This window comes from Undibacterium sp. Jales W-56 (assembly GCF_025548535.1).
Lineage (GTDB): Bacteria > Pseudomonadota > Gammaproteobacteria > Burkholderiales > Burkholderiaceae_D > Undibacterium.
Map to the genome: position 1 here is coordinate 63202 of NZ_JAJLQW010000007.1, position 23523 is coordinate 86724.

General features: G+C 50.9%; 20 protein-coding genes. 8 read left to right on the forward strand and 12 right to left on the reverse strand.

Going from position 1 to position 23523, the window contains the following annotated elements; genetic code table 11:
* The first annotated feature begins 59 nt into the window (after nucleotides 1–59).
* From argF to LPB67_RS17235, 3 genes are all read left to right on the forward strand, one after another.
* Nucleotides 60–983: an ornithine carbamoyltransferase gene (gene argF, locus LPB67_RS17225; protein WP_262838535.1), complete on the forward strand. Its 924-nt coding sequence runs from the start codon at nucleotides 60–62 to the stop codon at nucleotides 981–983.
* A gap of 37 nt (nucleotides 984–1020) precedes the next feature.
* Nucleotides 1021–2253: an argininosuccinate synthase gene (locus LPB67_RS17230; protein WP_262838536.1), complete on the forward strand. Its 1233-nt coding sequence runs from the start codon at nucleotides 1021–1023 to the stop codon at nucleotides 2251–2253.
* 64 nt (nucleotides 2254–2317) lie between these two features.
* A complete protein-coding gene (locus LPB67_RS17235; RefSeq protein ID WP_262838537.1) occupies nucleotides 2318–2632 on the forward strand; it encodes a pyrimidine/purine nucleoside phosphorylase in 315 nt (104 codons plus the stop codon).
* Between the two features lie 124 nt (nucleotides 2633–2756).
* Here LPB67_RS17235 and LPB67_RS17240 read toward each other — a convergent pair whose 3' ends face one another.
* Nucleotides 2757–3224: a hypothetical protein gene (locus tag LPB67_RS17240; protein WP_262838538.1), complete on the reverse strand. Its 468-nt coding sequence runs from the start codon at nucleotides 3222–3224 to the stop codon at nucleotides 2757–2759.
* A gap of 99 nt (nucleotides 3225–3323) precedes the next feature.
* Nucleotides 3324–4352, reverse strand: coding sequence for a UDP-N-acetylmuramate dehydrogenase (gene murB, locus LPB67_RS17245; RefSeq protein ID WP_262838539.1), 1029 nt, complete (start codon nucleotides 4350–4352; stop codon nucleotides 3324–3326).
* 85 nt (nucleotides 4353–4437) lie between these two features.
* On the opposite strand from murB, the gene LPB67_RS17250 reads away from it, so the two are divergent.
* Entirely contained in the window at nucleotides 4438–4923 is a 486-nt protein-coding gene (locus tag LPB67_RS17250; RefSeq protein ID WP_262838540.1) for a YajQ family cyclic di-GMP-binding protein, read from the forward strand.
* Between the two features lie 85 nt (nucleotides 4924–5008).
* Nucleotides 5009–5653, forward strand: a complete 645-nt coding sequence (locus LPB67_RS17255; protein ID WP_262838541.1) for a TIGR02281 family clan AA aspartic protease — start codon at nucleotides 5009–5011, stop codon at nucleotides 5651–5653.
* Nucleotides 5654–5713: 60 nt separating this feature from the next.
* On the opposite strand, the gene aroG is transcribed toward LPB67_RS17255, so the two are convergent.
* Nucleotides 5714–6775 carry a 3-deoxy-7-phosphoheptulonate synthase AroG gene (gene aroG / locus LPB67_RS17260; protein WP_262838542.1) on the reverse strand — a complete coding sequence of 354 codons (1062 nt, stop codon included), beginning with the start codon at nucleotides 6773–6775 and terminating at the stop codon, nucleotides 5714–5716.
* Between the two features lie 14 nt (nucleotides 6776–6789).
* Here aroG and LPB67_RS17265 point away from each other — a divergent pair, with 14 nt between their 5' ends.
* Nucleotides 6790–7014, forward strand: coding sequence for a hypothetical protein (locus tag LPB67_RS17265; protein WP_262838543.1), 225 nt, complete (start codon nucleotides 6790–6792; stop codon nucleotides 7012–7014).
* Nucleotides 7015–7183: 169 nt separating this feature from the next.
* On the opposite strand, the gene tldD is transcribed toward LPB67_RS17265, so the two are convergent.
* The 3 genes from tldD to LPB67_RS17280 form a co-directional block, all read right to left on the reverse strand.
* Nucleotides 7184–8644, reverse strand: coding sequence for a metalloprotease TldD (gene tldD, locus LPB67_RS17270; protein ID WP_262838544.1), 1461 nt, complete (start codon nucleotides 8642–8644; stop codon nucleotides 7184–7186).
* 112 nt (nucleotides 8645–8756) lie between these two features.
* Nucleotides 8757–9554: a carbon-nitrogen hydrolase family protein gene (locus LPB67_RS17275; protein ID WP_262838545.1), complete on the reverse strand. Its 798-nt coding sequence runs from the start codon at nucleotides 9552–9554 to the stop codon at nucleotides 8757–8759.
* Between the two features lie 39 nt (nucleotides 9555–9593).
* On the reverse strand, nucleotides 9594–13868 hold the full coding sequence (locus LPB67_RS17280) for a YhdP family protein (protein ID WP_262838546.1): 4275 nt from the start codon (nucleotides 13866–13868) through the stop codon (nucleotides 9594–9596).
* A gap of 361 nt (nucleotides 13869–14229) precedes the next feature.
* Here LPB67_RS17280 and glnE point away from each other — a divergent pair, with 361 nt between their 5' ends.
* Nucleotides 14230–16962 (forward strand): bifunctional [glutamate--ammonia ligase]-adenylyl-L-tyrosine phosphorylase/[glutamate--ammonia-ligase] adenylyltransferase, encoded by a 2733-nt coding sequence (gene glnE / locus LPB67_RS17285; protein WP_262838547.1) that lies wholly within the window; start codon nucleotides 14230–14232, stop codon nucleotides 16960–16962.
* 62 nt (nucleotides 16963–17024) lie between these two features.
* Here the strand turns inward: glnE and pbpG are convergent, their stop codons facing one another.
* The 3 genes from pbpG to LPB67_RS17300 form a co-directional block, all read right to left on the reverse strand.
* A complete protein-coding gene (gene pbpG, locus LPB67_RS17290) occupies nucleotides 17025–18032 on the reverse strand; it encodes a D-alanyl-D-alanine endopeptidase (protein ID WP_262838548.1) in 1008 nt (335 codons plus the stop codon).
* A 498-nt stretch (nucleotides 18033–18530) separates the two neighbouring features.
* On the reverse strand, nucleotides 18531–19226 hold the full coding sequence (locus LPB67_RS17295) for a nitroreductase (RefSeq protein WP_262838549.1): 696 nt from the start codon (nucleotides 19224–19226) through the stop codon (nucleotides 18531–18533).
* Nucleotides 19223–19663: an acyl-CoA thioesterase gene (locus LPB67_RS17300; RefSeq protein ID WP_262838550.1), complete on the reverse strand. Its 441-nt coding sequence runs from the start codon at nucleotides 19661–19663 to the stop codon at nucleotides 19223–19225. The genes LPB67_RS17295 and LPB67_RS17300 overlap by 4 nt, the downstream gene beginning before the upstream one ends.
* 506 nt (nucleotides 19664–20169) lie before the next feature.
* Between LPB67_RS17300 and LPB67_RS17305 the strand changes: the two genes are divergently transcribed.
* Entirely contained in the window at nucleotides 20170–20733 is a 564-nt protein-coding gene (locus LPB67_RS17305) for a phasin family protein (protein WP_262838551.1), read from the forward strand.
* Between the two features lie 79 nt (nucleotides 20734–20812).
* On the opposite strand, the gene LPB67_RS17310 is transcribed toward LPB67_RS17305, so the two are convergent.
* Genes LPB67_RS17310 through LPB67_RS17320 form a run of 3 tightly spaced genes read right to left on the reverse strand, consistent with a single transcriptional unit; the run spans nucleotide 20813 to nucleotide 23513 of the window.
* Nucleotides 20813–21535 carry an ABC transporter ATP-binding protein gene (locus tag LPB67_RS17310; RefSeq protein WP_262838552.1) on the reverse strand — a complete coding sequence of 241 codons (723 nt, stop codon included), beginning with the start codon at nucleotides 21533–21535 and terminating at the stop codon, nucleotides 20813–20815.
* Nucleotides 21535–22305, reverse strand: a complete 771-nt coding sequence (locus tag LPB67_RS17315; protein ID WP_262838553.1) for an ABC transporter ATP-binding protein — start codon at nucleotides 22303–22305, stop codon at nucleotides 21535–21537. Before LPB67_RS17315 ends, LPB67_RS17310 begins: the two co-directional genes overlap by 1 nt.
* A gap of 11 nt (nucleotides 22306–22316) precedes the next feature.
* The gene (locus LPB67_RS17320; RefSeq protein ID WP_262838554.1) at nucleotides 22317–23513 is read right to left on the reverse strand and encodes an ABC transporter permease subunit; all 1197 of its coding nucleotides are present in this window, start codon (nucleotides 23511–23513) and stop codon (nucleotides 22317–22319) included.
* Between the last annotated feature and the right edge of the window lie 10 nt (nucleotides 23514–23523).

Sequence of the window (23523 nt, forward strand, 5' to 3'; positions counted from 1 at the left end):
TATAATTAGCCAGTTATAACAAGCGTCAGCAAAATTTCCTCTGGCTGCCGAGTCTATTTATGGCTATCAAACATTTCCTGCAGTTCTCTGACTTCACACTTGCCGAATTCAATTATGTGATGGAGCGTGCCCGCATCATCAAGCGCAAGTTCAAGACTTACGAAACTTATCATCCCCTGCTCGACCGCACCCTGGTCATGGTGTTTGAAAAAAACTCCACACGTACCCGCCTGTCGTTCGAAGCTGGCATGCATCAGCTCGGCGGCGCCGCGATCTATCTGAATACCCGCGACAGCCAGCTCGGCCGTGGCGAACCGGTCGAAGACGCCGGCCAGGTCATGTCCCGCATGTGCGACATCATCATGATCCGTACGTTTGAACAAGAAATGATAGAACGCTTCGCAGCCAATTCCCGCGTGCCTGTGATCAATGGCCTGACCAATCAACATCATCCCTGCCAGGTATTTGCCGACGTCTTTACCTACGTCGAGCATCGCGGTTCAATCACAGGTAAAACGGTGGCCTGGATAGGGGACGCAAATAATATGCTGTACTCCTGGTTGCAGGCGGCCCAGATTTTTGACTTCCATCTGAACATCTCAACCCCAAAAGGCTATGACATCGATATGTCACTGGTCGCACCGGGGAATACGCATTTCACTTTATTCGACAATCCATCCGACGCCTGCGTCGAGGTTGATCTGGTCAACACCGACGTCTGGACCAGCATGGGTTACGAAGAAGAGAATCAGGCACGCCTGCAAGCCTTCGATGGCTGGATCGTCGATGAAGCAAAGATGGCGCGCGCCAAACCTGATGCCCTGTTCATGCATTGCCTGCCTGCGCATCGCGGCGAAGAAGTCTCTGCCGGTGTCATCGATGGCCCGCAATCTGTGGTCTGGGATGAGGCGGAAAATCGACTGCATATCCAAAAAGCCTTATTGGAATACCTCGTCGTTGGCAACGTCGCCGAAACCGCATAAACCCTATTCAATACCTTCAGTACAAAGAAAGCACATCATGAGCGACATCAAAAAAGTAGTATTGGCCTACTCCGGTGGTCTGGATACCTCGGTCATCCTGAAATGGCTGCAAGACAATTATCAATGCGAAATCGTGACCTTCACGGCCGACCTCGGTCAGGGTGAAGAGCTGGAGCCGGCGCGCGCCAAAGCGATCAAATTCGGCATCAAACCGGAAAACATTTTTATCGATGATGTGCGCGAAGAATTCGTGCGCGATTTCGTCTTCCCGATGTTCCGCGCCAACACCGTGTATGAAGGCGAATATCTGCTAGGGACGTCCATCGCGCGCCCATTGATCGCCAAGCGCCTGATCGAAATCGCCAAAGAAACCGGGGCCGATGCAATCTCGCACGGTGCAACGGGTAAAGGTAACGACCAGGTTCGCTTTGAACTCGGTGCCTATGCATTGATGCCAGGTGTAAAAGTGATTGCACCATGGCGTGAGTGGGATTTGCTGTCGCGTGAAAAACTGATGAAATATGCCGAAGACGCAGGCATCGCCATCGACCAGAAACACAAAAATGGCGGCGCGCCCTACTCCATGGATGCGAACCTGCTGCACATCAGTTTTGAAGGCCGTCATCTGGAAAACCCCAGTGCCGAAGCCGAAGAATCCATGTGGCGCTGGACGGTCAGCCCGGAAGCAGCACCCGATGCAGCGGAGTATCTGGACATCGAATTTGAACGCGGCGATATCGTGGCATTGAACGGCGTGCGCATGTCACCGGCGACGGTACTGACTGAGCTTAATCGCCTCGGCGGCAAGCACGGCATCGGTCGCCTGGACCTGGTTGAAAATCGCTACGTCGGCATGAAGTCACGCGGCTGCTATGAGACCCCGGGCGGCACCATCATGCTGCGCGCCCACCGCGCGATTGAATCGATCACACTGGATCGCGAAGTCGCGCATCTGAAAGACGATTTAATGCCACGCTATGCCAGCCTGATTTATAACGGCTACTGGTGGGCACCGGAACGTATTGCGCTGCAAACACTGATCGACCATACGCAAAGCACTGTGAACGGCTGGGTGCGCCTGAAGCTGTACAAAGGCAACGTGATCACCGTCTCGCGCGACTCCAAAACCGATTCGCTGTTCGACATGAACATCGCCACCTTCGACGAAGACGGCGGCGCCTACAACCAGGCCGATGCCGGCGGTTTCATCAAGCTGAATGCCTTACGCATGCGCATTGCCGCCAATGCCCGTGCCAAACGCGGCCAATAAGTTTGTAAACCCTTGTACCCTGGCCCGCATATCGAATATGGCGGGCTTTTTTTGAGGCTCCATTATGAGTACACAATTCGATCAGGTCAGCGTCATCAAAAAAGCCAATCTCTACTTCGACGGCAAATGCGTTTCCCACACCATCTTGTTTGCCGACGGCAGCAAGAAAACCATAGGCGTGATTTTTCCCTCCAGCCTGGCATTCAATACCGGCGCACCAGAATTGATGGAAATAAACGCCGGCAAATGCCGCATTCGCTTAGCCGGAGAAACGCAGTGGAGTGAATATGGCGCGGGCCAGCAATTCAATGTGCCTGGCAATTCTACGTTTGATATTGAGACGATAGAAACCCTGGATTATGTCTGTCACTTTGTCTAAGTAAACTGGATCTTTTCGACATATCAATTCAAAAAAACCAAGGGACGCTTTCAGCGTCCCTTGGTTAATCCTATTGAATATCAGTTAATGTTACCAACCGGTACCGTCAGATCGTTCGAATAACTTAATCTTCATTATTATGTCCGCGACCGTGGCCATGATTTTCACCTTGGTCGTCATCCCGGTCACGTCTTCCATGGTTATCATCCCGACCTCTTCCGTGATTACCGTGGTCGCCATTCCATTCGCTACGATAACCCCTTACCTGAGGCACATATACCTGGTTGTACCAGTTCTCCTGAACAAAATAGACTGGCCTGCCGCAAGCATCGTAATATTCACAGTGCTCGCGCCAATGTCTGGCATGACCCGGTGGAACGCGTAAATAGAGTGGTTGTTCATCGACGTAACCATATAACGGGCGATTGATCACAATCGGATTGGTGTAAATGACTTGCGGTCTCTGGATATTGCCGAGGTCAATTCGTCCGTAGAAGCCAGGATCCCCCAGCGTTACCGAGACGCCAACATCTGTCGCAAATGCTGAGCTTGCCGCTATGGATACCAGCAAAGTAATTAGAATTTTCTTCATGATGATCATCCTTTTTGTATGTTCTTAATCCTCAGTAAACGCTTCCGCGCCCCGTAGCGATGACAATAATTAGAATTTAAATGTAAGGAGATGTATCGTTTAAAAAAACACTGGCTCAATCTCTAACTCGACATCGAATTTTTTCTTTACCGTTGACTGTATTTCTTGCGCCAGATGTCGCACCTCGGCACCTGTCGCACCGCCAAGATTGACCAGTACCAGCGCCTGCTTTTGATAAGCACCAACGCGCCCTAGGGCTTTGCCTTTCCAGCCGGATTGCTCGATCAGCCAGCCCGCAGCCAGCTTGTAGTCGCCACCCGGTTGGGAGTAACTGACCAGGCCAGGGAATTCCGCCATCAAGCGGTCGCGTACGCTGGTACTGACGATAGGATTTTTAAAAAAACTGCCGGCATTACCGATCAGTTGCGGATCTGGTAATTTGGATTGACGGATCGCAATGATCGCATCGCTGATATCCCGTGCGCATGGCGCATCAATTCCCCCGGTCGCCAGATAGCGCGCGACCTCGGCATAATTCAGGCGTGCCTGCCATTGTTTAGGTAAGGCAAAAGTGACATTCAAAATCACCATGCGATCTTTATAAGCATGCTTAAAAATGCTGTCGCGATAGGCGAACTGGCAAGCCGCTTTATCCATGACGATGGTCTCGCCCGTCGTGCAATCGAAGGCACTCAGACTATGAAACAAGTCTTGCATTTCGACACCATAGGCACCGATATTTTGTATCGGGGCGGCGCCAACGGTACCAGGGATCAGGGACAAATTTTCTAAGCCGCCATAGCCCTGCGCCAACGTCCACAACACCAACTCGTGCCAGCCCTCGCCCGCTTCGGCTTGCACCAGTACATGACTGTCGTCCTCACCGATCACACGCTTACCCAGACAATGCATCTGCACTACCAGCGCATCCACCTGATCAGATAACACCAGATTGCTGCCGCCGCCTAATATCAAGCGCGGCAACGATGACAAGAATGGATCAGCGCGCAATGCAGCCAATTGCTCTGGCCGGTTAATCTGCACAAAATACTTGGCCTGCGCCGCAATCCCGAAGGTATTCAGCTTTTGCAGCGGATAATCGTAAAAAAGGGAAAATTTGTTCGTCATAAGCGCAGAATTATAGCCTTTGCCTCATGGTGCGGGCGCGCATTTGCTAAAATGATGACCACTCACTTTTTCACTAAGGATTACCATGCCCTCATTTGATACCGTCTCAGAAGCCAATATGGTGGATGTTAAAAATGCAGTGGATCAAACCAATAAGGTTGTGACCAATCGCTTCGATCTTAAAGGCAGCAGCGCCAAAGTCGAGCAAAAAGACCGCGAACTGACCATCTACGGCGATTCGGAATTCCATCTCGATCAGGTTCGCCTGGAACTCACGATGACCATGGGCAAACGCAATGTGGACGTACGTTTCATGGATCTCGGCAAAATCGACAAAATCGGTGGCGACAAGGTCAAACAAGTCATCAAGATCAAAAACGGCATCGAAACCGAAGATGCTAAAAAAATCGTCAAGGCGATCAAAGACAGCAAGATGAAAGTCCAGGCGAGCATCCAGGGCGATGCAGTCCGCGTCACCGGTGCCAAGCGCGATGACCTGCAGGCAGCGATGGCCATGCTGCGAAAAGAGATCAAGGATTTGCCGCTGGAATTCAATAACTTCAGAGATTGATTTCAGATATGCTGAACAGATAGTGTTGAATCGACTTATCATTTACAGCAACCTACCGAACACAAACCTCACCAGGCCATAGTCCATGAAAATTTCATCACTCCTGCTCTGCGTTTTGATCCTGAGCGGCAAGGTGCAGGCAGCATCGGCACCCGATATCGGTGTGGTAGGCCTGTTTCCCGGCAAGGCCGTGCTGGTTATTGATGGCAATGCACCCAAAACCTATTCGGTTGGCAGCAACATTGGTGATGGCATGAAATTGGTGGCCGCCGATAATGAAACGGCCACGATTGACGTTCATGGCAAACGCCAGGTTTTAACGATTGGTCAGTATGTGCATCGCGCAGCGCCTAGCAGCGGCAATACGGTGGTATTGCAAGCCGATGCACAAGGTCATTTTTTTACTAAAGCGCAGATCAATGGCGGCAGCAGCCTGAATATGCTGGTCGATACGGGCGCCAGTTTGATCTCGATCCCGGCGGCAGATGCAAACAAGCTGGGCATCAATTACAAGGCCGGTCAATTAGGCCGCTCCAGCACGGCGAACGGCGTGGTAAATGTATACCGGGTGCGCCTGGATACCGTCAAAATTGGCGATATCGAATTACAGCAAGTCGATGCATCGGTGAATGAAAGCGGACTCCCGTTCACTTTACTCGGCATGTCATTTTTAAAACGCGTAGAAATGGTGCGGGATGGGGAGCGCCTGACTTTAACCAAGCGCTATTAAATTCGGTACGAATCATGAAAATGCCTGACGAATGATTGAATTCGCCAGGCATTTTTCACATTACTCGCGCAATTTCAAACGGCGCAGCTTGACCGCCTCCGCCAAGCCTTCCAATACCTTGACGCTGTCGTCCCAGGCGATACATCCATCGGTCACCGACTGACCGTACACCAACTCTTTACCTGGCACCAGATCCTGACGGCCGGCGACCAGATGGGATTCCACCATCACGCCAACAATCCGGGTGTCGCCCGCAGCAATCTGGCTGGCGATATCGGCACACACCGGAATCTGGTTGGCTGGGTTCTTGGAACTATTCGCATGCGAGGCATCGATCATCAAGCGCGATGCCAATCCGTTGCTGGCAATGTCTTTGCAGGCAGCATCCACACTCACGGCGTCATAGTTAGGCGTTTTACCGCCGCGCAAAATGATGTGGCAGTCTTCATTCCCATTGGTCGACACAATCGCCGAATGTCCGCCCTTGGTCACGGATAAAAAATGATGGGGCTGCGATGCCGCTTTAATCGCATCAACTGCAATCTTCACATTGCCATCTGTGCCGTTCTTGAAGCCGACCGGGCAAGACAGGCCGGATGCCAGTTCACGGTGCACCTGAGATTCGGTAGTACGTGCGCCAATCGCCCCCCAGCTAATCAGGTCGGCAATGTATTGCGGACTGATGACGTCGAGATATTCCGTTCCTGCCGGCAAGCCAAGTTCATTGATATTCAGCAGCAGTTCACGAGCGATACGCAGACCATCATTGATGCGGAAACTATTGTCCATATACGGATCGTTGATCAACCCTTTCCAGCCGACGGTGGTGCGCGGTTTTTCAAAATACACGCGCATCACAATTTCCAATTCGCCAATGAAACGCTGACGTTCTTTGGCAAGCTTGTGTGCGTATTCCATGGCAGCTTTGGTGTCATGGATCGAGCAAGGTCCGATTACCACCATCACTCTGTCGTCCTGCGCATGCAAAATGCGATGCAAGGCGGTGCGCGCATGGGCTGCAGTATCGGCGGCTTTTTCAGAACAGGCGAACTCACGGATCAGGTGTGAAGGCGGGATCAATTCTTTCATTTCCCGAATGCGTAGATCATCAGTGCGTAACATAGTCTCTCCGTTCAATGTTCAAAAATAAAGTGTTGGTAAGAGGGTCATCAAGGTTCAAAAATACTTGGACTGGTCAAAAAAAAACCGCCATCACTGGCGGTTTTTTAGAAATCTGGTTGGGCTCTTTTTCCGTGCGCTTACCGTTTTTCCACCGCCGTTGGCTGGGAATAGCTAAAGTAAAAAAAGAAAAAGAAACGAGTAAATTTCATATTATTGGTGGTTCAAATTCGTGGCTTTGATTCGCGATAATTAATCAATAGGTAGAGATGTTATCCGTAGCTTGCATCTTAGGCAAAACCTATAGTGCATCAAAAAATAGCGTTTAGCAAGCCTAAAGCGCAAGAATGTCGCTTATTTCCTCCAGAGCGCTGGCGACTCGTCTACTTAGCCAGTTAGCTAGTCTGACAATCAAGCCGTGCCGCCTACAGTCAGGCCATCGATACGCAAGGTAGGCTGTCCAACGCCGACCGGCAAACTTTGTCCTTCTTTACCGCAAACGCCGACACCTGAATCAAGCCGTAAATCATGACCTATCATTGATACGTGATTTAAGACTTCGGGACCGTTACCGATCAAGGTTGCGCCCTTCACCGGGTAGGTAATTTTGCCGTTTTCTATCATGTACGCTTCGCTGGCCGAGAACACAAATTTACCATTCGTAATATCGACCTGACCGCCGCCAAAATTCACCGCATACAGGCCATTTTTGACTGAAGCCAGAATCTCGGCGGGATCCTTATCGCCGGCCAGCATATACGTATTCGTCATCCTTGGCATCGGCAAATGGGCAAATGATTCGCGCCGTGCATTGCCGGTGACAGGCATCTTCATCAGACGCGCATTCATCGTATCCTGCATATAGCCTTTCAAGATACCGTCTTCAATCAAGGTTGTGCATTGCGTGGGGTTGCCTTCGTCGTCCATATTCAATGAGCCGCGACGATCTTGTATGGTGCCGTCATCGACGACGGTCACGCCTTTTGCTGCAACCCTGTCGCCAATCCGTCCCGCAAAAGTGCTTGAACCTTTGCGGTTAAAATCGCCTTCCAGGCCGTGCCCTATCGCTTCATGCAGCAAGATACCTGGCCATCCAGGCCCAAGCACCACGGTCATGGGACCGGCAGGTGCGGGGCGCGCATCCAGATTCACCAAAGCGGATTTCACCGCCTCATCGGCATATTGCTCTAACAGGGCGTCGGAAAAATAAGCGTAGTCGTAACGGCCGCCACCGCCACTCGATGCCATTTCGCGCCGGCCATTCTGCTCGACAATCACAGTCAGCGAGATGCGCACCAGAGGACGGATATCGGCGGCAACCACACCGTCACTACGGGCGACCAGCACGACATCATATTCACCGGCCAGACTAGCCATCACCTGCACCACACGCGGATCCTTGGCTCTGGCGATTTTTTCCAGCCGCTCTAACAGACTTACTTTTTGCGTCGCATCCAGCGATGCTAAAGGATCGTTTTGCAGATATAAAGCACGGCTAGCTGCACCCGACATGCTGGATGCCACCTTGATTTTTCCGGCACCTTGTCTGGCTATCGTGCGGGTGGCATGAACAGCTTCTTGCAAGGCTTTTTCTGAAATATCATCTGAGTACGAAAACGCTGTTTTATCGCCGGAGATCGCACGCACGCCGACACCCTGATCGATAGAAAAACTACCGGTCTTGACGATACCCTCTTCCAGACTCCAGCCTTCGCTTTTGGTGAACTGGAAGTACAGATCGGCATAATCCAGCTTATGCGTAAACATGGAGCCGAGCACCTTGCCCAATTTGGCTTCATCGAGTCCAAACGGGGTCAGCAAAATGTCGCGGGCAATGGCTAAATGGCGCAGATTTGAGTCAAATGGGATCATATTCTTCTAACAATGCAATAAGTGATGGATGTACGAATTGTAGAGCAAGTCCGGGGTCTACACGCATCACCGTCTTTTAGGATAATTTCAGTAAGGCTGACGACTTCAATTTCTATATTAATTTGCGGTGTTTTAATGCGGGCAGGCTTGCTCTCACTGCATCTATATTCAACTGGTCAAGCGCGCCGCTAACGATGCCCTCACCTTCATCCAGCATATCGATGATCTTACCCCAAGGGTCGATGAGCATACTGTGCCCCCAGGTGCGACGGCCATTGATATGTGTGCCGCCTTGCGCCGAGGCCAGGACGTAGCATTGATTTTCAATCGCTCTGGCGCGCAACAGGATTTCCCAATGGGCCTGGCCTGTGGTGTGGGTAAATGCCGCAGGTACGACCAATAAACTGCATTCCCCCATCGCCCGGTACAGCTCGGGAAAACGCAAGTCGTAACACACCGACAGGCCGACTTTGGCAAAACCGGCATCAAATGTCACCACCTGCTGACCGGGTGTAATAGTGCGGGACTCCTCGTAGGATTCCTCACCTTTGGTAAAGCCAAATAAATGAATCTTGTCATAGCGTGCGACTGACTCGCCCTGGGGATTAAACACCAGGGTGGTGTTCAAGACTTTGTCAGGTTGCGCAGACAAGAGTGGAATCGTACCGCCGATGATCCAGACACCCAGGCGTTGCGCTTGCGTCGCCAGAAAATCTTGAATCGGCCCTTGTCCCGGCTTCTCCGCGAGTTGCAGCTTGTCCAGTTCATGCAATCCCATCACCGGCCAATACTCGGGCAGCAGAATGAGTTTGGCTCCGCCGCTGGCGGCTTGTTGCAGCAAGCGTTCCGCAGTTGCCATATTCTCTTGCGGCACCGGTGTAGAGACCATTTGTATCGCGGCGATATTCATTACGCTATCCTCAAAATATATAGTCTGCCCATCCCCCGATTATTTTGTCGCGCCTGAGTCTTTTTTAGGCGGTGGGATTTCCACATCTTTATGATCAATCTTGGTAACAGTCGGTTCTTTCCATTCGCCTGTAATCATATACTCGTAGGTAAAAGCGCGTGCCAATGGCTCACGCAAAAACAATTGCGCGAGAAAGGTGCCCAACCCGATCACCGGATTCACCGCCAGGCCATAGACGACAGAAGCAGTGCCGGCGTTGATCTCAGGGATCACCGCAACATGCAGATGCTGGGATTCATTCACGATATCTGCGGTCCCGTCCATTAATACCGTCGCATTCACGCTACGCATTTTGAGGTTCTCTGTCTTCGCAATGCCTTTTTGAATTTGCGCTGTTCCTGTGATCGAATCAAATGCAAAACCATCTGAAAATACATCACGGAAATCGAGTGTCAGACGCCTGGGCAGCGACTGCATGCTCAGTACGCCCAACAGTTTTGCCGCCCCCGGGTCGACTTTCAAAAACTGTCCCGCTGCCAGCTCCAGCTGAATTTGTCCCGACATACTTGGCACATCCATCGAAAACGGCAATCCGTTCCAGGTGACCTCGCCCTGCAACTTGCCGCGCCCGCCGCGCATCACATTTGCAAATCCGACTCTATCGAGCAATTTACCGGCGCTATTAATTTCCAATACATAGTTCAGATCGGTGACGCTGGCACCGCTACGGTTACTCCACTTACCGCTACCTTTGAGTTCTGCATCTTCGTTTTTTAACGAGACTTTATGGATGCGCCACTCGCGTCCGGTCGCAGTCATCGCGTTACTCGCCATCATCTCTAAACGGCCGAATTTTTTATTAAACAATTCAAAATTATCTGCTGCGATATCCAGACTGGGAATCTGCGTATCGCTATTTTTACCCTCGAGCAAATCCGACACATCGGAAGCAGCGGACTGCGGGATGATCAGCTTACTCAAACGTGCAGACACATTGCCCAGACCCTGCCCCGCAATGCCGGAATCGCTCCAGCTCAGATACCCGGAGGCCTGATTCGAATCGATATTGGCTTGCCATAAACCTTTTTGATGAGAAGCGCCGACCACAACATTATCCAATTTCTTTCCCATCACGGTCAGTTCAGCGGTGCGGGCCGCGAGCACATTCGGCTCGATGTAAGCGGCAATATCCAGATCGCCGGCACTGGTCGCTGAATTCGCGCCCAAACCGGCGCCGGCATTGGCGGCAGCGTTGTTAGCAGTCGCCACCAGGCGACGCCACTCGTCGACATTCACAGCCTTGAAATCGATATTCGCATTCAAGCCGCTATCCGGCTCTGGTGCCGGTGCATTCACGCCAATACCGCCACGCAGCACTTGCCAACTGGCGTTTGATTCCGTCGATTTTTGTCTCTGGTAACGTGCATTGATTGCCGTACCCAGATTCACTTTAATCTCGTCACGCAACTGATTGGCGTCCGCCGCTACTTGCGGAACCAATTCAAAATGGAGGGGTAAACTGTCATTGGCAGTCTTGCGCAGAGGTGCCGGGAAATTCAATGCCAGGCCTTGCAAGCTGGAATCAATTTGCAATTCTAACTGGCGTTTTTTGACATTGATACTGGCGCTGTAACGTGCCGCACCCAGCAGCTTATCGCTCAAACGTTCACTCGCCAGTGCCGGGAAATTTTTACGCAAGCCATCGGCGGTCGCCACACCATCCAGCCGGATCCTGATGCTGCCATCCTTTTGCGAGCCGCCGGTTGCCTGCACCGCGCCGCCGAGCAAAGTGCCTTTCAGCGTATTCAGGCTCACGCCTTTTTCAGTGAATTCGAGTTTGCCATTCACTGCACTGACCGCTGGAATCCCGCCCTGCAACTGCAGGTCATTGCCGGCAAACTGCAATAGGCCCTGGACTTTGGATTCGACGATATGCTGCAAGGGTAATTGCAGCTTCAAGCCCAATTGGGCATTCGCGCTGGCTTTACTGTCTTTCAGGAAATGGCCGAGCCAGCCATCGACAGGACTCGCATTCACATACTGCAACATGGTTTGCAGGTTGCCGCTGGCGGTACCATCTATCGTCAAGACACTATTGTGATTGACCAGATCGGGAATGATCGCTTTGACCTTGCTTAAATCCGCGCCTAAAGTTTTTGCGGTATCCCCACGAATCTCCATACGAGCGCGATCAAATACGAAACTGCCTTTGATGCTATCAATCACCGGCCACAGCGGCGCCTTACCATCCTCGGCTAAATACCCCGGAGAAAAATCCAGCTTACCGTCAACAATCGCGCCCTTGACCCAAAACTCGCCCTTAGGATTCGACTTGCCCTCATGCGCAGCAAATGGGAACTGCGCGAGATCCCCCTGAATACGCAAACTGACATCGTCGGCACGGCCATCGAGCAAAGCGCCGATCAGCCAACGGCGCAAATCTTCCGGCGCATTGACCGGGATAAAACGGTCGATCTGTTTGAGATCGAAGCCCGTGAGTTTGCCAACGATATCGACCTCGCCAGGCTGCGCGTCCTGTCCCTGCGCCTTGCCCGGCCGCATTGACATCGTGTACTTACCGGAGATTGACGCGACCAGCTTATCCTGTTCAAATGCCATTTTGCTGATCTGTAAAGCCAGCTTGTCGTCCGCTTCAAATTGCCAGCGCGCCAGCATTTGCAATTTTTTAAACGGCATGACCGGATCGACAAAATAACTGGACAATTGCAGCGACAAGTCTTTGGAATCGAGCATAAAACTGCCGCCCTTATCGCTTGCATCTACCGTGCCGGACAAATTCTCAAATCCGGGAATGGCAGGCACGGCAGCTCGGGCGGGCGCAGTGCTGGTCTTGGCCAGCGCCAGCTGTGCGGGTTGCGCCTGCAGCGATAAATTCAGGAATTGTCCTTTCAGGCTATACGACACAATCTCAGGATAACTACCCTGCCATTTCGCAGTAAATTCTTTGAGCTGGCCTCTCGGGCCAAAGTCCGCCAGCATACGGCGCTGGTCCGGCGGCAAGGGCAGATGCTCAGCGAAATTCGCCAGCGTATGCAGGTCCAGCTGCTTGGCGAATAACTCCACTTTTTCCGGCTGTCCTTTTTGCGCCGGAACATAGCTCTCGCTGATCGTGGTTGCCGGCAAAACCTGGCCGTCACGCGTCTGCATCGAAAAATCGATCAGCGAAATTTTATGACCGGCCTGCCCAAACAAACCCCGCAAATACTGACGACCGAAGGCAGCGCGCTCACTGGCAATCAATCTGCCACTGACCTGCGCCATATCGAGTACCGGCAAATCTTTGCGGAAAGTCCCTAAGACATCGGTCAATTTGATATCGGCGGTCAGCTCGGCAACCCGGCCTTTATCCAAATGCAGCCATGCGCGAACGGTGCCATGCGCCTTCTTCACGTCGGCGGGTAAATCGACATACGCCTTGAGCAGGCTGAGATCCGATTGCGCGAGATCGGCGTACAGATCGCCGCTCCAGCTGCTTAACTCGGTCGTTCTGCGGTTGAAAACGGCATGTTGAAAATCACCGCGAATATCGACAGGCGCAGCCAGATCCGCCGGTGGCGTCGCCTTCAGCGCGAACTTATGATGACGCCATTGATTGTTGAGCACAAAGTTGATTGAGGCCAGATTCAATTCAGGCGCATTGCGATATTGGTCGATCCAGCGCAGGCTGCCGTCACGAATCACGATGTCCCGCTGTGCCAGGATCCAATCCAGACCTTTGCCATCGCCGGCTTGGGCAGGATCGATAAAAAATCCGCCGACCAGCAACTTACCGTCAGCGAGTTTTTGCACCGTCAGGGAGGGATGCGCGATATCGAGTTTATCCAGCCGCAGTTCCAGCAACAGCAAGGACCACCAGGAAACCGTGGCCGAGACATCAGGCAAGGTCAAGGCCGGCTGGCCTTTTTGGTCACGGACCACCACATCTTGCAAAACCAGTACGGGATTGAGGCGAGACCAGCTTGCCTGCAAATTCGTGATCTCAACCGGACGTCCGATTGACTGGCTGGCGAATTTTTCGATATCGGCTTTATAGTGCGCTACGTTCGGCAGCACGCCATAACGCAACGCCAGAAATAAAGCGCAGAACAGGAAATAACAAAGCGCCAGCAATTTCAGCAAGACGCGCACGCCCCGGCCACAGACCGCGGTCGCAGAGCGGCAGCCTGCCATCAGTGCACGCAGCCTGCCCAAATTGCTAACCTCACGGATATCGCTAGCCGGAATAGCGTCAGGTATCGATGCAGAGACCTGGTCTTGAACTGGTGGCACCGGCGTGTTATTGATCACTGACACAATCGCTTAACGCTCTCTTGCAACAGAAAAATAGCGCGACAGCACTCTCTGAAAAAACGCGAAAAACAATATACTCCCCCAATATTTTCTAAAAATAGGCCTGATCCGCATATTCTACCTAGACAATACAATTTACTGCCCTGGAGTATGCTCTATATTCATAGACAAAACAGACTGCCACTGGATTGTTACAGACGCATCCGGCGCATGGTGATGCTTCAGGGCCTGTCAACCTTCAAATCGGGATTGCGAATGAATCTGAGCAGGCCCCCACTCAAACTTATCCGGCTTACCGCGTTATGTTTGCCTGTTTGCCTTTAAAATCCATGTACGACCACTCCGCCCTTTCATTAAGCATTCCATGACTCCTGCACTGGCAAATCCGTCCGACCTCATCAGCACCGCGCAACTCTCACGCTTCGTCAAGCGTTGGCTACAGGCCGATCCCGCTCGCGTCAGCTTACTCGAAGAACACAGCAGATTATCCTTGAGCCCGCAGATTTTTGTTGAGATTTTACAAAAAGAAATACAGGCAGGCGCGACGCTTAACAAAGCCATGCGCCGCTTGCGCAATTTAGTCGTGGCGACCCTGATCGCCAGAGACTTAAACGGCGCCGCCAACATGGACGAAGTTGTCAGCACGATTAGCCATTTTGCGGATTTCGTAGTGCAGCAACACAGCGCCGCCTTGATGCAGGAGGCAATTGCCATGTATGGCACACCGACAGGCGAAGAATCCGGCGCGCCGCAAGAATTGATCGTGCTGGGGATGGGCAAGCTCGGTGGCTATGAATTAAATGTCTCCTCCGACATTGATCTGATCTTTTGCTACGCCGAAGATGGCGACACCCGCACCGACAGCGCAGAACAACGCAGTCTCTCGAATCATGAATTCTTCAGCCGTTTGGGCAAAAGATTGATTGCAGCGATTTCGGAAGTCACAGAGGACGGTTTTAGCTTCCGGGTCGATATGGCCTTGCGTCCGAACGGCAACTCCGGCCCCTTAGTCGCCAGCTTTGCGATGATCGAGGATTATTTCCTGATCCAGGGTCGCGAGTGGGAGCGCTATGCCTGGGTCAAAGCCAGGGCGCTTACCGGCAGACCCGACGATATTGCAGCCCTGGATAACATCGTCCGGCCTTTCGTATATCGCCGCTATCTCGACTACGGCGTGATCGATTCGCTGCGCTCCATGCACGGACAAATTCGCGCCGAAGTCATCCGCCAGGAAACCCGTCACCCTGAGCGCAGCAATAACGTCAAGCTCGGTCGCGGCGGCATCCGCGAAATCGAATTTTTGAGTCAGGTTTTCCAGTTGATACGCGGCGGTCGCGAAGCCAGTTTACGTGATCGCTCGACCAGGACAACCTTGCTCACGCTGGCGGAAAAAAATATTCTGGAAGCGGCGATCGTCGATCAGTTACTAAGCTCATATCGCTTCTTACGCGATCTCGAACATCGCCTGCAATATCTGGATGACGCGCAAACCCATACCTTTCCAGTCAAACAAGAAGATCAGGCGGTCATTGCGCATATGATGGGCTGCGCCTCTGTCGAAGAACTGCTCGGCCAACTGATGCCGCATCGGCAATTTGTCGCCGAACAATTCGATGCCATTTTCAAAGAGAAAAAAACTTCACAAAAGCATACCGACGATCACGCCTTGGCCGCAACGCTGGCAGATGCGGATAGTGCCGAGATGCTGGAAGCGCATTTAAGCGCATTGCATTTCCAGGATGTGGGCGAAGCCGTACAACGCCTGTTGAGCACATGGCAAGCGCCGCGCCTGCAATCGCTGAGCGAAATCAGCCGCATTAAGCTGGTGGCGATTGTCAACAGCGCGCTTCCGCAAATCGCCAAACAAGCACACGGTCATCTGGCGACGCTGAACCGCTTACTCGATTTTATCGAAGCGATTGCCCGCAGAACGGCGTATCTCGCGCTGCTGACCGAATATCCGCATACCCTGGAACGGGTCGTCAGGATGATGGGGGCGAGTGACTGGGCGGCAAAATTTTTAACCCGCCACCCGATTCTGCTCGATGAATTGCTGGATGAAACCGCATTAAGACAAGACCCGGACTGGCGCAGCTTCAATGCAGAATTGCAGCACCACCTCGACCAGCATACCGGCGATACTGAACGTCAGTTAGAAACCCTGAGAGAGATGCATCACGCGCTGCAATTCCGCTTGCTTGCGCAAGATCTGGAGGGGCAGGTCACGGTTGAACATCTGGCCGACGAACTGTCCCAACTGGCCGATCTGGTGGTCGCGGCGACCATTCAGGCGGCATGGCAAACCATCGCCAGCCGCCATCGCGAGCAACCGCAATTTGCCGTCATCGCCTACGGCAAATTAGGCGGCAAAGAACTAGGCTATGCATCCGATCTCGATGTGATTTTTCTATACGACGATGACGATCAGGACGCGCCGGCGAATTATGCCAAACTGGCGCAACGCTTCATCACCTGGATGACCGCGCATACGCCCGCAGGTATTTTGTTTGATATCGACATCGCCTTACGGCCTGACGGCGCCAGCGGCTTGCTGGTGTCGTCCGTGCATGCCTTTGCCCGCTACCAGGAACAGTCAGCGTGGTTATGGGAACATCAGGCGCTGACGCGCGCGCGCTTTTGCGCGGGCGATCAGCGTATCGCACCGATGTTTGACCGGATCAGGAATCAGGTCTTAAGGCAAGCGCGCGATACCGGCAAGTTAAAACAGGAAGTCGTCAGCATGCGTAAAAAAATGCGCGATGCCCATCCCAACCGGACGGATTTGTTCGACCTGAAACAGGATGCTGGAGGGATGATCGATATTGAATTCATCGTGCAGTTTTTAGTCCTGCAACACGCGCACGCTTATCCGCAATTGACCGCGAATATCGGCAATATCGCGCTGCTGAAATTATGTGCAGAACTGGGCTTAATTGATGCTGCACTGGCGGCCGAGAATGCTGATGCTTACCGCTTGTTTCGCAAACTGCAGCACAATCAACGCTTGCAAGGCATAGAGAAAGCGCGTGTCGAACGCGCCCAAATCGCCAATGAAATCCAGAGCACGCAATCACTTTGGAATACATTGCTGGGATAAAACAAAAAGCCAGTCGAAGTAGAAATCGACTGGCTTTTTCACTAGGTGTTCAGACCATTAAATCAGGCTTGCGGCTTGACCGTTTCCAACCATTTACGGATACGGCCGGCATCGGCCAGACGGGAATATTTGCCTTTGGAATCCAGGAATACCATGACGATTGCACGGCCTTGTATCATCGCCTGCATCACCAGGCAACGTCCTGCCTCAGAAATATAACCGGTCTTTTGCAAGCCGATATCCCAGCTGGGATTCACCACTAATTTATTGGTTGTCAAATATTGCAGAGGACGGCCACCAGGTGCAACGACGTAACTGGAATCGGTAGAGTATTGGCGGATCAAGGGATGCTGGTAAGCTGCATTGATCAGCTTCACCAGGTCCTGGGCACTGGCCACGTTTTGGCTCGATAAACCCGAGGAATCAACATAATGCGTTTCGGCCATACCGAGTTGCCTGGCCTTGGCATTCATCGCCGCGACAAAAGCCGGTAAGCCGCCAACATAATTGCGCCCCAGGGCCGATGCAGCACGGTTCTCAGAACTCATCAGCGCAATATGCAGCAGATCAGCCCGCGATAATTTCGCGCCGACTTTCAGGCGTGACCCGGTACCTTTTTCTTTATCCAGATCATCGTTGGTGATCTCGATTTCTTCATTCATATCCTGATTTGCCTCGACCACTACCAGGCTGGTCATCAGCTTGGTAATCGAGGCAATCGGTAAAGACACGTTCGAATTTTTATCAAACAACACTTTAGAACTGGCCTGATCGACGACAAACGCCACATTCGACTGCAGCGTCAAAGGATCGTCCGAGTGTTTAAGCCCGGCAATATCGCCCGCTGTTGGTTTTTCCGGAGCGATGTGCGCAACTGCAACGCGTTCGGTAATGACTTTGCGTTTGCCGTTAACAATCATCGTGCGCTTCACGAATTTGCCCGCCGCAACTTTGGTCATGACTTTTTTATGAACGACATGCTTTTTGTGATGCGTGGCTTCAGCAAACACGATGGATGCTGGCAGCATCGCGGCAATAATTATTAGTGCTTGACGGGCAAATTTCACCATCAATCGCTCCCAGGCAAATGAAAAAATTTAATGCAGTGTAGCAAAATTGGAAAAATTCGCAAGCGAATTAAAGACTTATGCTACTTACTTGAACAAAAGTCTAGTGTCACTAAATCGAAACAATCATGTAATACAGCCCAAAGACGGCGACGCCCCAAAGCCGTCTGGTGATCATGCCAGTTTTTTGCTCAGGGTTTACGCAAAAACCAAAACCTCTCGTCACAGAAACCCCCAGATACAGAGAAAGACAAGAGAGGTGCTGGCTTCATCGCGTTTTGGTATTCAAATGAACCCGCAAGCCGGGTGCGCCTGTTGGCACGAAATGCCGCTGAAAGCGGCATCCAGTCTGCGGTTTCAATTTAAATTGCGGTAAGCAGCTTGTTGTTTTGCGTTAGCCCTATTGATCAATTATGTTGCGCAAGAACCAATGATCAGGCAGCACTTCTAGAGAATTTTGCTCCAAACGAAGCGCTGGCAAGCCTACGAAAGGAACGTTGATTAATCAAGAAACTGCGTGAATTTTCCTATGTCATCACGCTCAGTGAGCAAGGTGTTCTCGATCTTGCTGCGATCCGCATAACCCAATGACATACCGCAGACCAGCATTTCATTGTCGGGCAAGCTCAGCGCCTCGCTGATGATTTTGTGATACTGGGTAAATGCGGCTTGCGGGCAGGTGTCCAGTCCTCTGGCACGCGCTGCGAGCATGATGTTTTGCAAGAACATCCCGTAATCCAGCCAGGACCCCTGCTCCATTACACGGTCAATCGTAAAAATCAGACCGACCGGTGCGTCAAAAAAAGCATAGTTACGACCATGTTGCGCATGTATGCCCGTTTTGTTTTCACGCCCTAATCCAAGCAAAGCGTACAAATCCCAACCGACTTTGCGCCGACGTTCGAGATAGGGGGAAATCCATTGCACCGGGTAATAGTTATATTCTTCTTTATGCGCCTGCATCTGCTCGCTATCGTTATGTGCCGCCAAAATGGCAGAAGATAACTGGGTCAATTTATTACCGGTTAAAACATATACTTTCCACGGTTGCGTATTGCTGCCCGATGGCGCACGCGCCGCCACTTCTATGATCTGGCAGATATCCTCACGCGCGACTGCCGTGGGCAAAAAGGCACGGGTTGAGCGACGCGATGTCATCACCTCATCGACGCACTGCTGGGTAGGGGACTGAATCATCGTACGGATACCTCTAAAGTGGATAACAGTTTGCGAATTTTTTCTGGAATTTGCACTGGCCGACGTGTTTCCCTGTCGACATACACATGCACAAAATGTCCCTGGGCCGCCGCCGCGTCTTCGTCATTCTTAAAAATCCCGATCTCATAACGGACACTGGAATTACCAAGCTTGCTGACCGTGACTCCGGCGCAAATCACATCGGGAAAAGCGACTGATGCCAGATAATTGCACTGAGTCTCGATCACGAGGCCGATTTCCCGGCTTTTTTCAATATCCAGTGCTTGATTAACGATCAAAAACTGATTTACCACCGTGTCAAACCAACTGTAATAGACCACATTATTTACATGCCCATAGGCATCGTTATCCATCCAGCGCGTCTGTATCGTATGAAAATGTTGAAACTGCCCTCTTCTTTTCGCTTCTATGGACATTTTTTCCTCAAAAAATAAATCGGATGATTTTAATTAACTGCAGGCTCTCCACGCACACCTGAAAAGCAGGCATTACCAAAATTTACCCGTAATTAATCAAGCCAAGTTTATTACACAGCAAGACATTCATTCTATTTAAAAAATTTCATCGCTTCCCTTAAAGACTAAATAATCTACTCATCATCAATGCAAACGATTGGCATAAATCGTTTTGACAAAACCAGCGTTTTTAAATGCCCGTTTCATGAACCAGTCATAATTCCTGCAGATAATCATAAATGATTAACAATAATTTTTTGCGGGCAAGTATCAAACGAATTATTGGTAATTATCTTTGTTTTAAAAAAGACATTTTTATTGCATTGCACAATTTTTCTTGACTTTGCTCGATTAATCAATAGAATGCATGATATTGCAACGCACAAAATGCGGTATTAATGCAATTTATTTATCGCAATAAAGTCTGATACCTCATCAAATTGACTCATCCCTTTTAGGAGAAATCTATGTTTTCCGTACCTGAACAGTTTTCCGCCGCTACTAAAGCAAACTTCGATGCGCAACTCGCACTGATCACTGCGTTGACTGGCAAAGCATTTGAAGGCGTAGAGAAATTTGTAGAATTGAATCTGACAGTTGCCAAAACTTCAATGGAAGAATCTACCGCAGCAGCAAAACAATTGTTGTCGGCAAAAGATCCACAAGAATTTTTCAGCCTGTCCGCAGCGCAGGCGCAACCAAATGCTGAAAAAGCATTGGCTTACGGTCGTCACCTGTCGAACATCGCTTCCAGCACACAAGCTGAATTTACCCGTGCAGCCGAAACACAAATCGCCGAAACCAACCGTAAAGTATTGGCATTGTTCGACGAAGTCTCCAAAAACGCACCTGCCGGCACAGAAAATGTCGTCGCCTTTGTCAAGACTGCAATCAATAATGCCAACGCAAGCTACGATCAATTCACCAAATCGAGCAAGCAAGCAGTAGAAGCATTGGAAGCAAACCTGAATAACGCAGTGACTCAAATTTCTACAGCAACTGAAAAAGCGACGGCTCGTTCAAAAAAATAAGTTGTTAAGCTAGCTTCTTCAGGAGCAAATAAAAAAGCCTCGATAAATAAATATCGAGGCTTTTTTACATCGATGCAACTTATTCGCCGAGATAGGCGGCCTGAACTTTAGGATCGTTCAACATATCCTTGCCGTTACCCGTCATCGTGATCGCACCAGAATCCATGACGTAACCACGATGCGCCGCTTGCAAAGCCAATTTGGCATTTTGCTCAACCAGCAAAATAGTCACGCCTTGCGCAGAAACATTCCGCACGACTTCAAAAATCTTTTCGACCATAATCGGCGACAGGCCCATGGACGGCTCATCGAGCAGCAATAATTTTGGATGGCTCATCAGGGCGCGTGCCATCGCCAGCATTTGCTGTTCGCCACCGGATAAAGTCCCTGCCAACTGCGCTGCGCGCTCTTTAAGGCGTGGAAAAACGGCGAACCATTTCTCGATATCCTGGCTGATGCCCGCTTTATCATTACGGGTAAAAGCGCCCATCATCAGGTTTTCAAGAATCGTCATACGCGTGAAAACGCCCCGCCCTTCCGGCACCATTGCCAGATGGTTGTTCACTAATTCAAATGAGTTAATGCCGCGGATCGACTTGCCGTCATACAGAATTTCACCTTCGACTTTGCAACTTGGCAAAGTCCCTGTAATTGCTTTCAGGGTGGTCGTTTTACCGGCGCCATTGGCACCGATCAGGGTAATCAATTCACCTTTATTGACTTCTAAATCAATGCCTTTGACCGCTTTAATGCCGCCGTAAGCAACCTTGAGGTTACTAATCTTCAATACGTTATCAACCATTAGTGAGAACCTCCCAAATACGCTTCAATCACTGCTGGATTTTTCTGTATGTCCGCAGGTACCCCTTCCGCAATCGGCTTACCGTAATCCAATACCGTGATTCTGTCGCATAAACCCATCATCAGTTTGACGTCATGTTCAATCAACAAAATCGTCTTACCTTCGGCTTTGATTTTAACCAGCAATTCACGCAATGCCAGTTTCTCAGTCGCGTTCATACCGGCAGCTGGCTCATCGAGCGCCAGCAATTTTGGATCCGTCGCAAGGGCGCGTGCAATTTCCAGGCGGCGTTGATCGCCATAAGATAAATATTTGGAAGTGCGATCGGCAAATTTGCCGATCCCAACGAAGTCAAGCAATTCTTGAGCGCGAGCTTTGGTTTCTGCCTCCTCTTTGCGTGCGGCGCCACCTCGAAATACTGCGCCCAAGACACCCTGGTGAGTACGGATATGCCGGCCTACCATGACGTTTTCGAGGGCAGTCATTTCGCCGAACAAACGGATATTCTGGAAGGTCCGGGCGATCCCTGCTTTTGCCACTTCATGTGGTGCGGACGGCGAATAAGGCTTGCCATCCAATTCAAACGACCCTGTGTCCGGCTGATACAGTCCCGTGATGACGTTAAAGAATGTCGTTTTACCCGCACCGTTAGGACCAATCAAACCGTAAATCTGGCCCTGCTTGATATTGATCCCTACATTCGACAAAGCTTGCAAACCACCGAAGCGCTTATTTGCCCCTTCGATTTTTAATATAGTTTTTTCAGTCATGTCGCTATTCCTTAAGCCGCAGCTGGCGTATCGTTGCTGCTGGTTATTCTGTCTTCATGTTTGGGCGACGGCCACAAACCGGCGGGTCTGTTCAACATAATCAATACCATCGCCAGGCCGTATAACAATTGACGCAATACTTCAGCTTCAATCAGGATTTTTCCAAACAGGAGATTCTGTACCGGCTCTACGCTATGACGCAACACTTCAGGTAAGGCGGCAAGCAATATCGATCCCAGGATAACTCCAGGGATATGGCCAATCCCACCCAACACCACCATCGCCAACACCACAATAGACTCAACCAACGAGAATGACTCAGGGGAAACAAAGCCCTGAAATGATGCGAACATCGCACCGGAAACACCGCCAAAAGATGCACCCATCGAAAATGCCAGCAGCTTGATATTGCGGGTATTAATCCCCATCGCCTTAGCCGCTATTTCATCTTCACGAATCGCAACCCAGGCACGTCCCAGACGGGAATCTTGTAAACGCAAAGAAACAAAAATAATTCCGATACACAATGCCAAAAACAGGAAGTAATAGGCATTCACGGAAGGTAAGCTGAAGAAACCAAAATGCACCGTGGCGTTAGAGCCGGCTTCACCGGCTAATGAGACGCCGAAAATCCGGATCGGGTCGATCATGTTGATCCCTTGAGGGCCATTGGTGAAATTCACTGGCGAATTCATATTATTCATAAAAATACGAATAATTTCACCAAAACCCAGGGTCACAATGGCAAGGTAATCACCGCGCAACTTCAGGGTTGGCGCACCTAACAACGCACCGAAGAAACCAGCCAGGGCAGCCGCCAGAGGGACGATAATCCAGACGGACAAATGCAATCCGGTTTGCGCGATCTCGGGACCAAACACCCACACCAGAAAATGGCCAACGGCTGGGTAAGTATTGACAAAGGATTCCAACACGACCGCAAACTGTGGCGATGCCAGCAAGGCCGCCATATACGCGCCAACCGCATAGAATGCGATGTAGCCTAGATCCAGCAAACCAGCGAAACCGACAACGATGTTCAAACCCAAGGCCAACATAATGTATAGCAAGGCGAAGTCAATAATGCGGACCCATGAATTACCAAAATTGGCGGCAACAAACGGGAACAATACCAAGACGATACCCAACACAGCAAAGCTCGTGTAGGCCTTGCTTGGATTCGCTTTTATATCAAAAAAATTCGACATTCATGCTCTC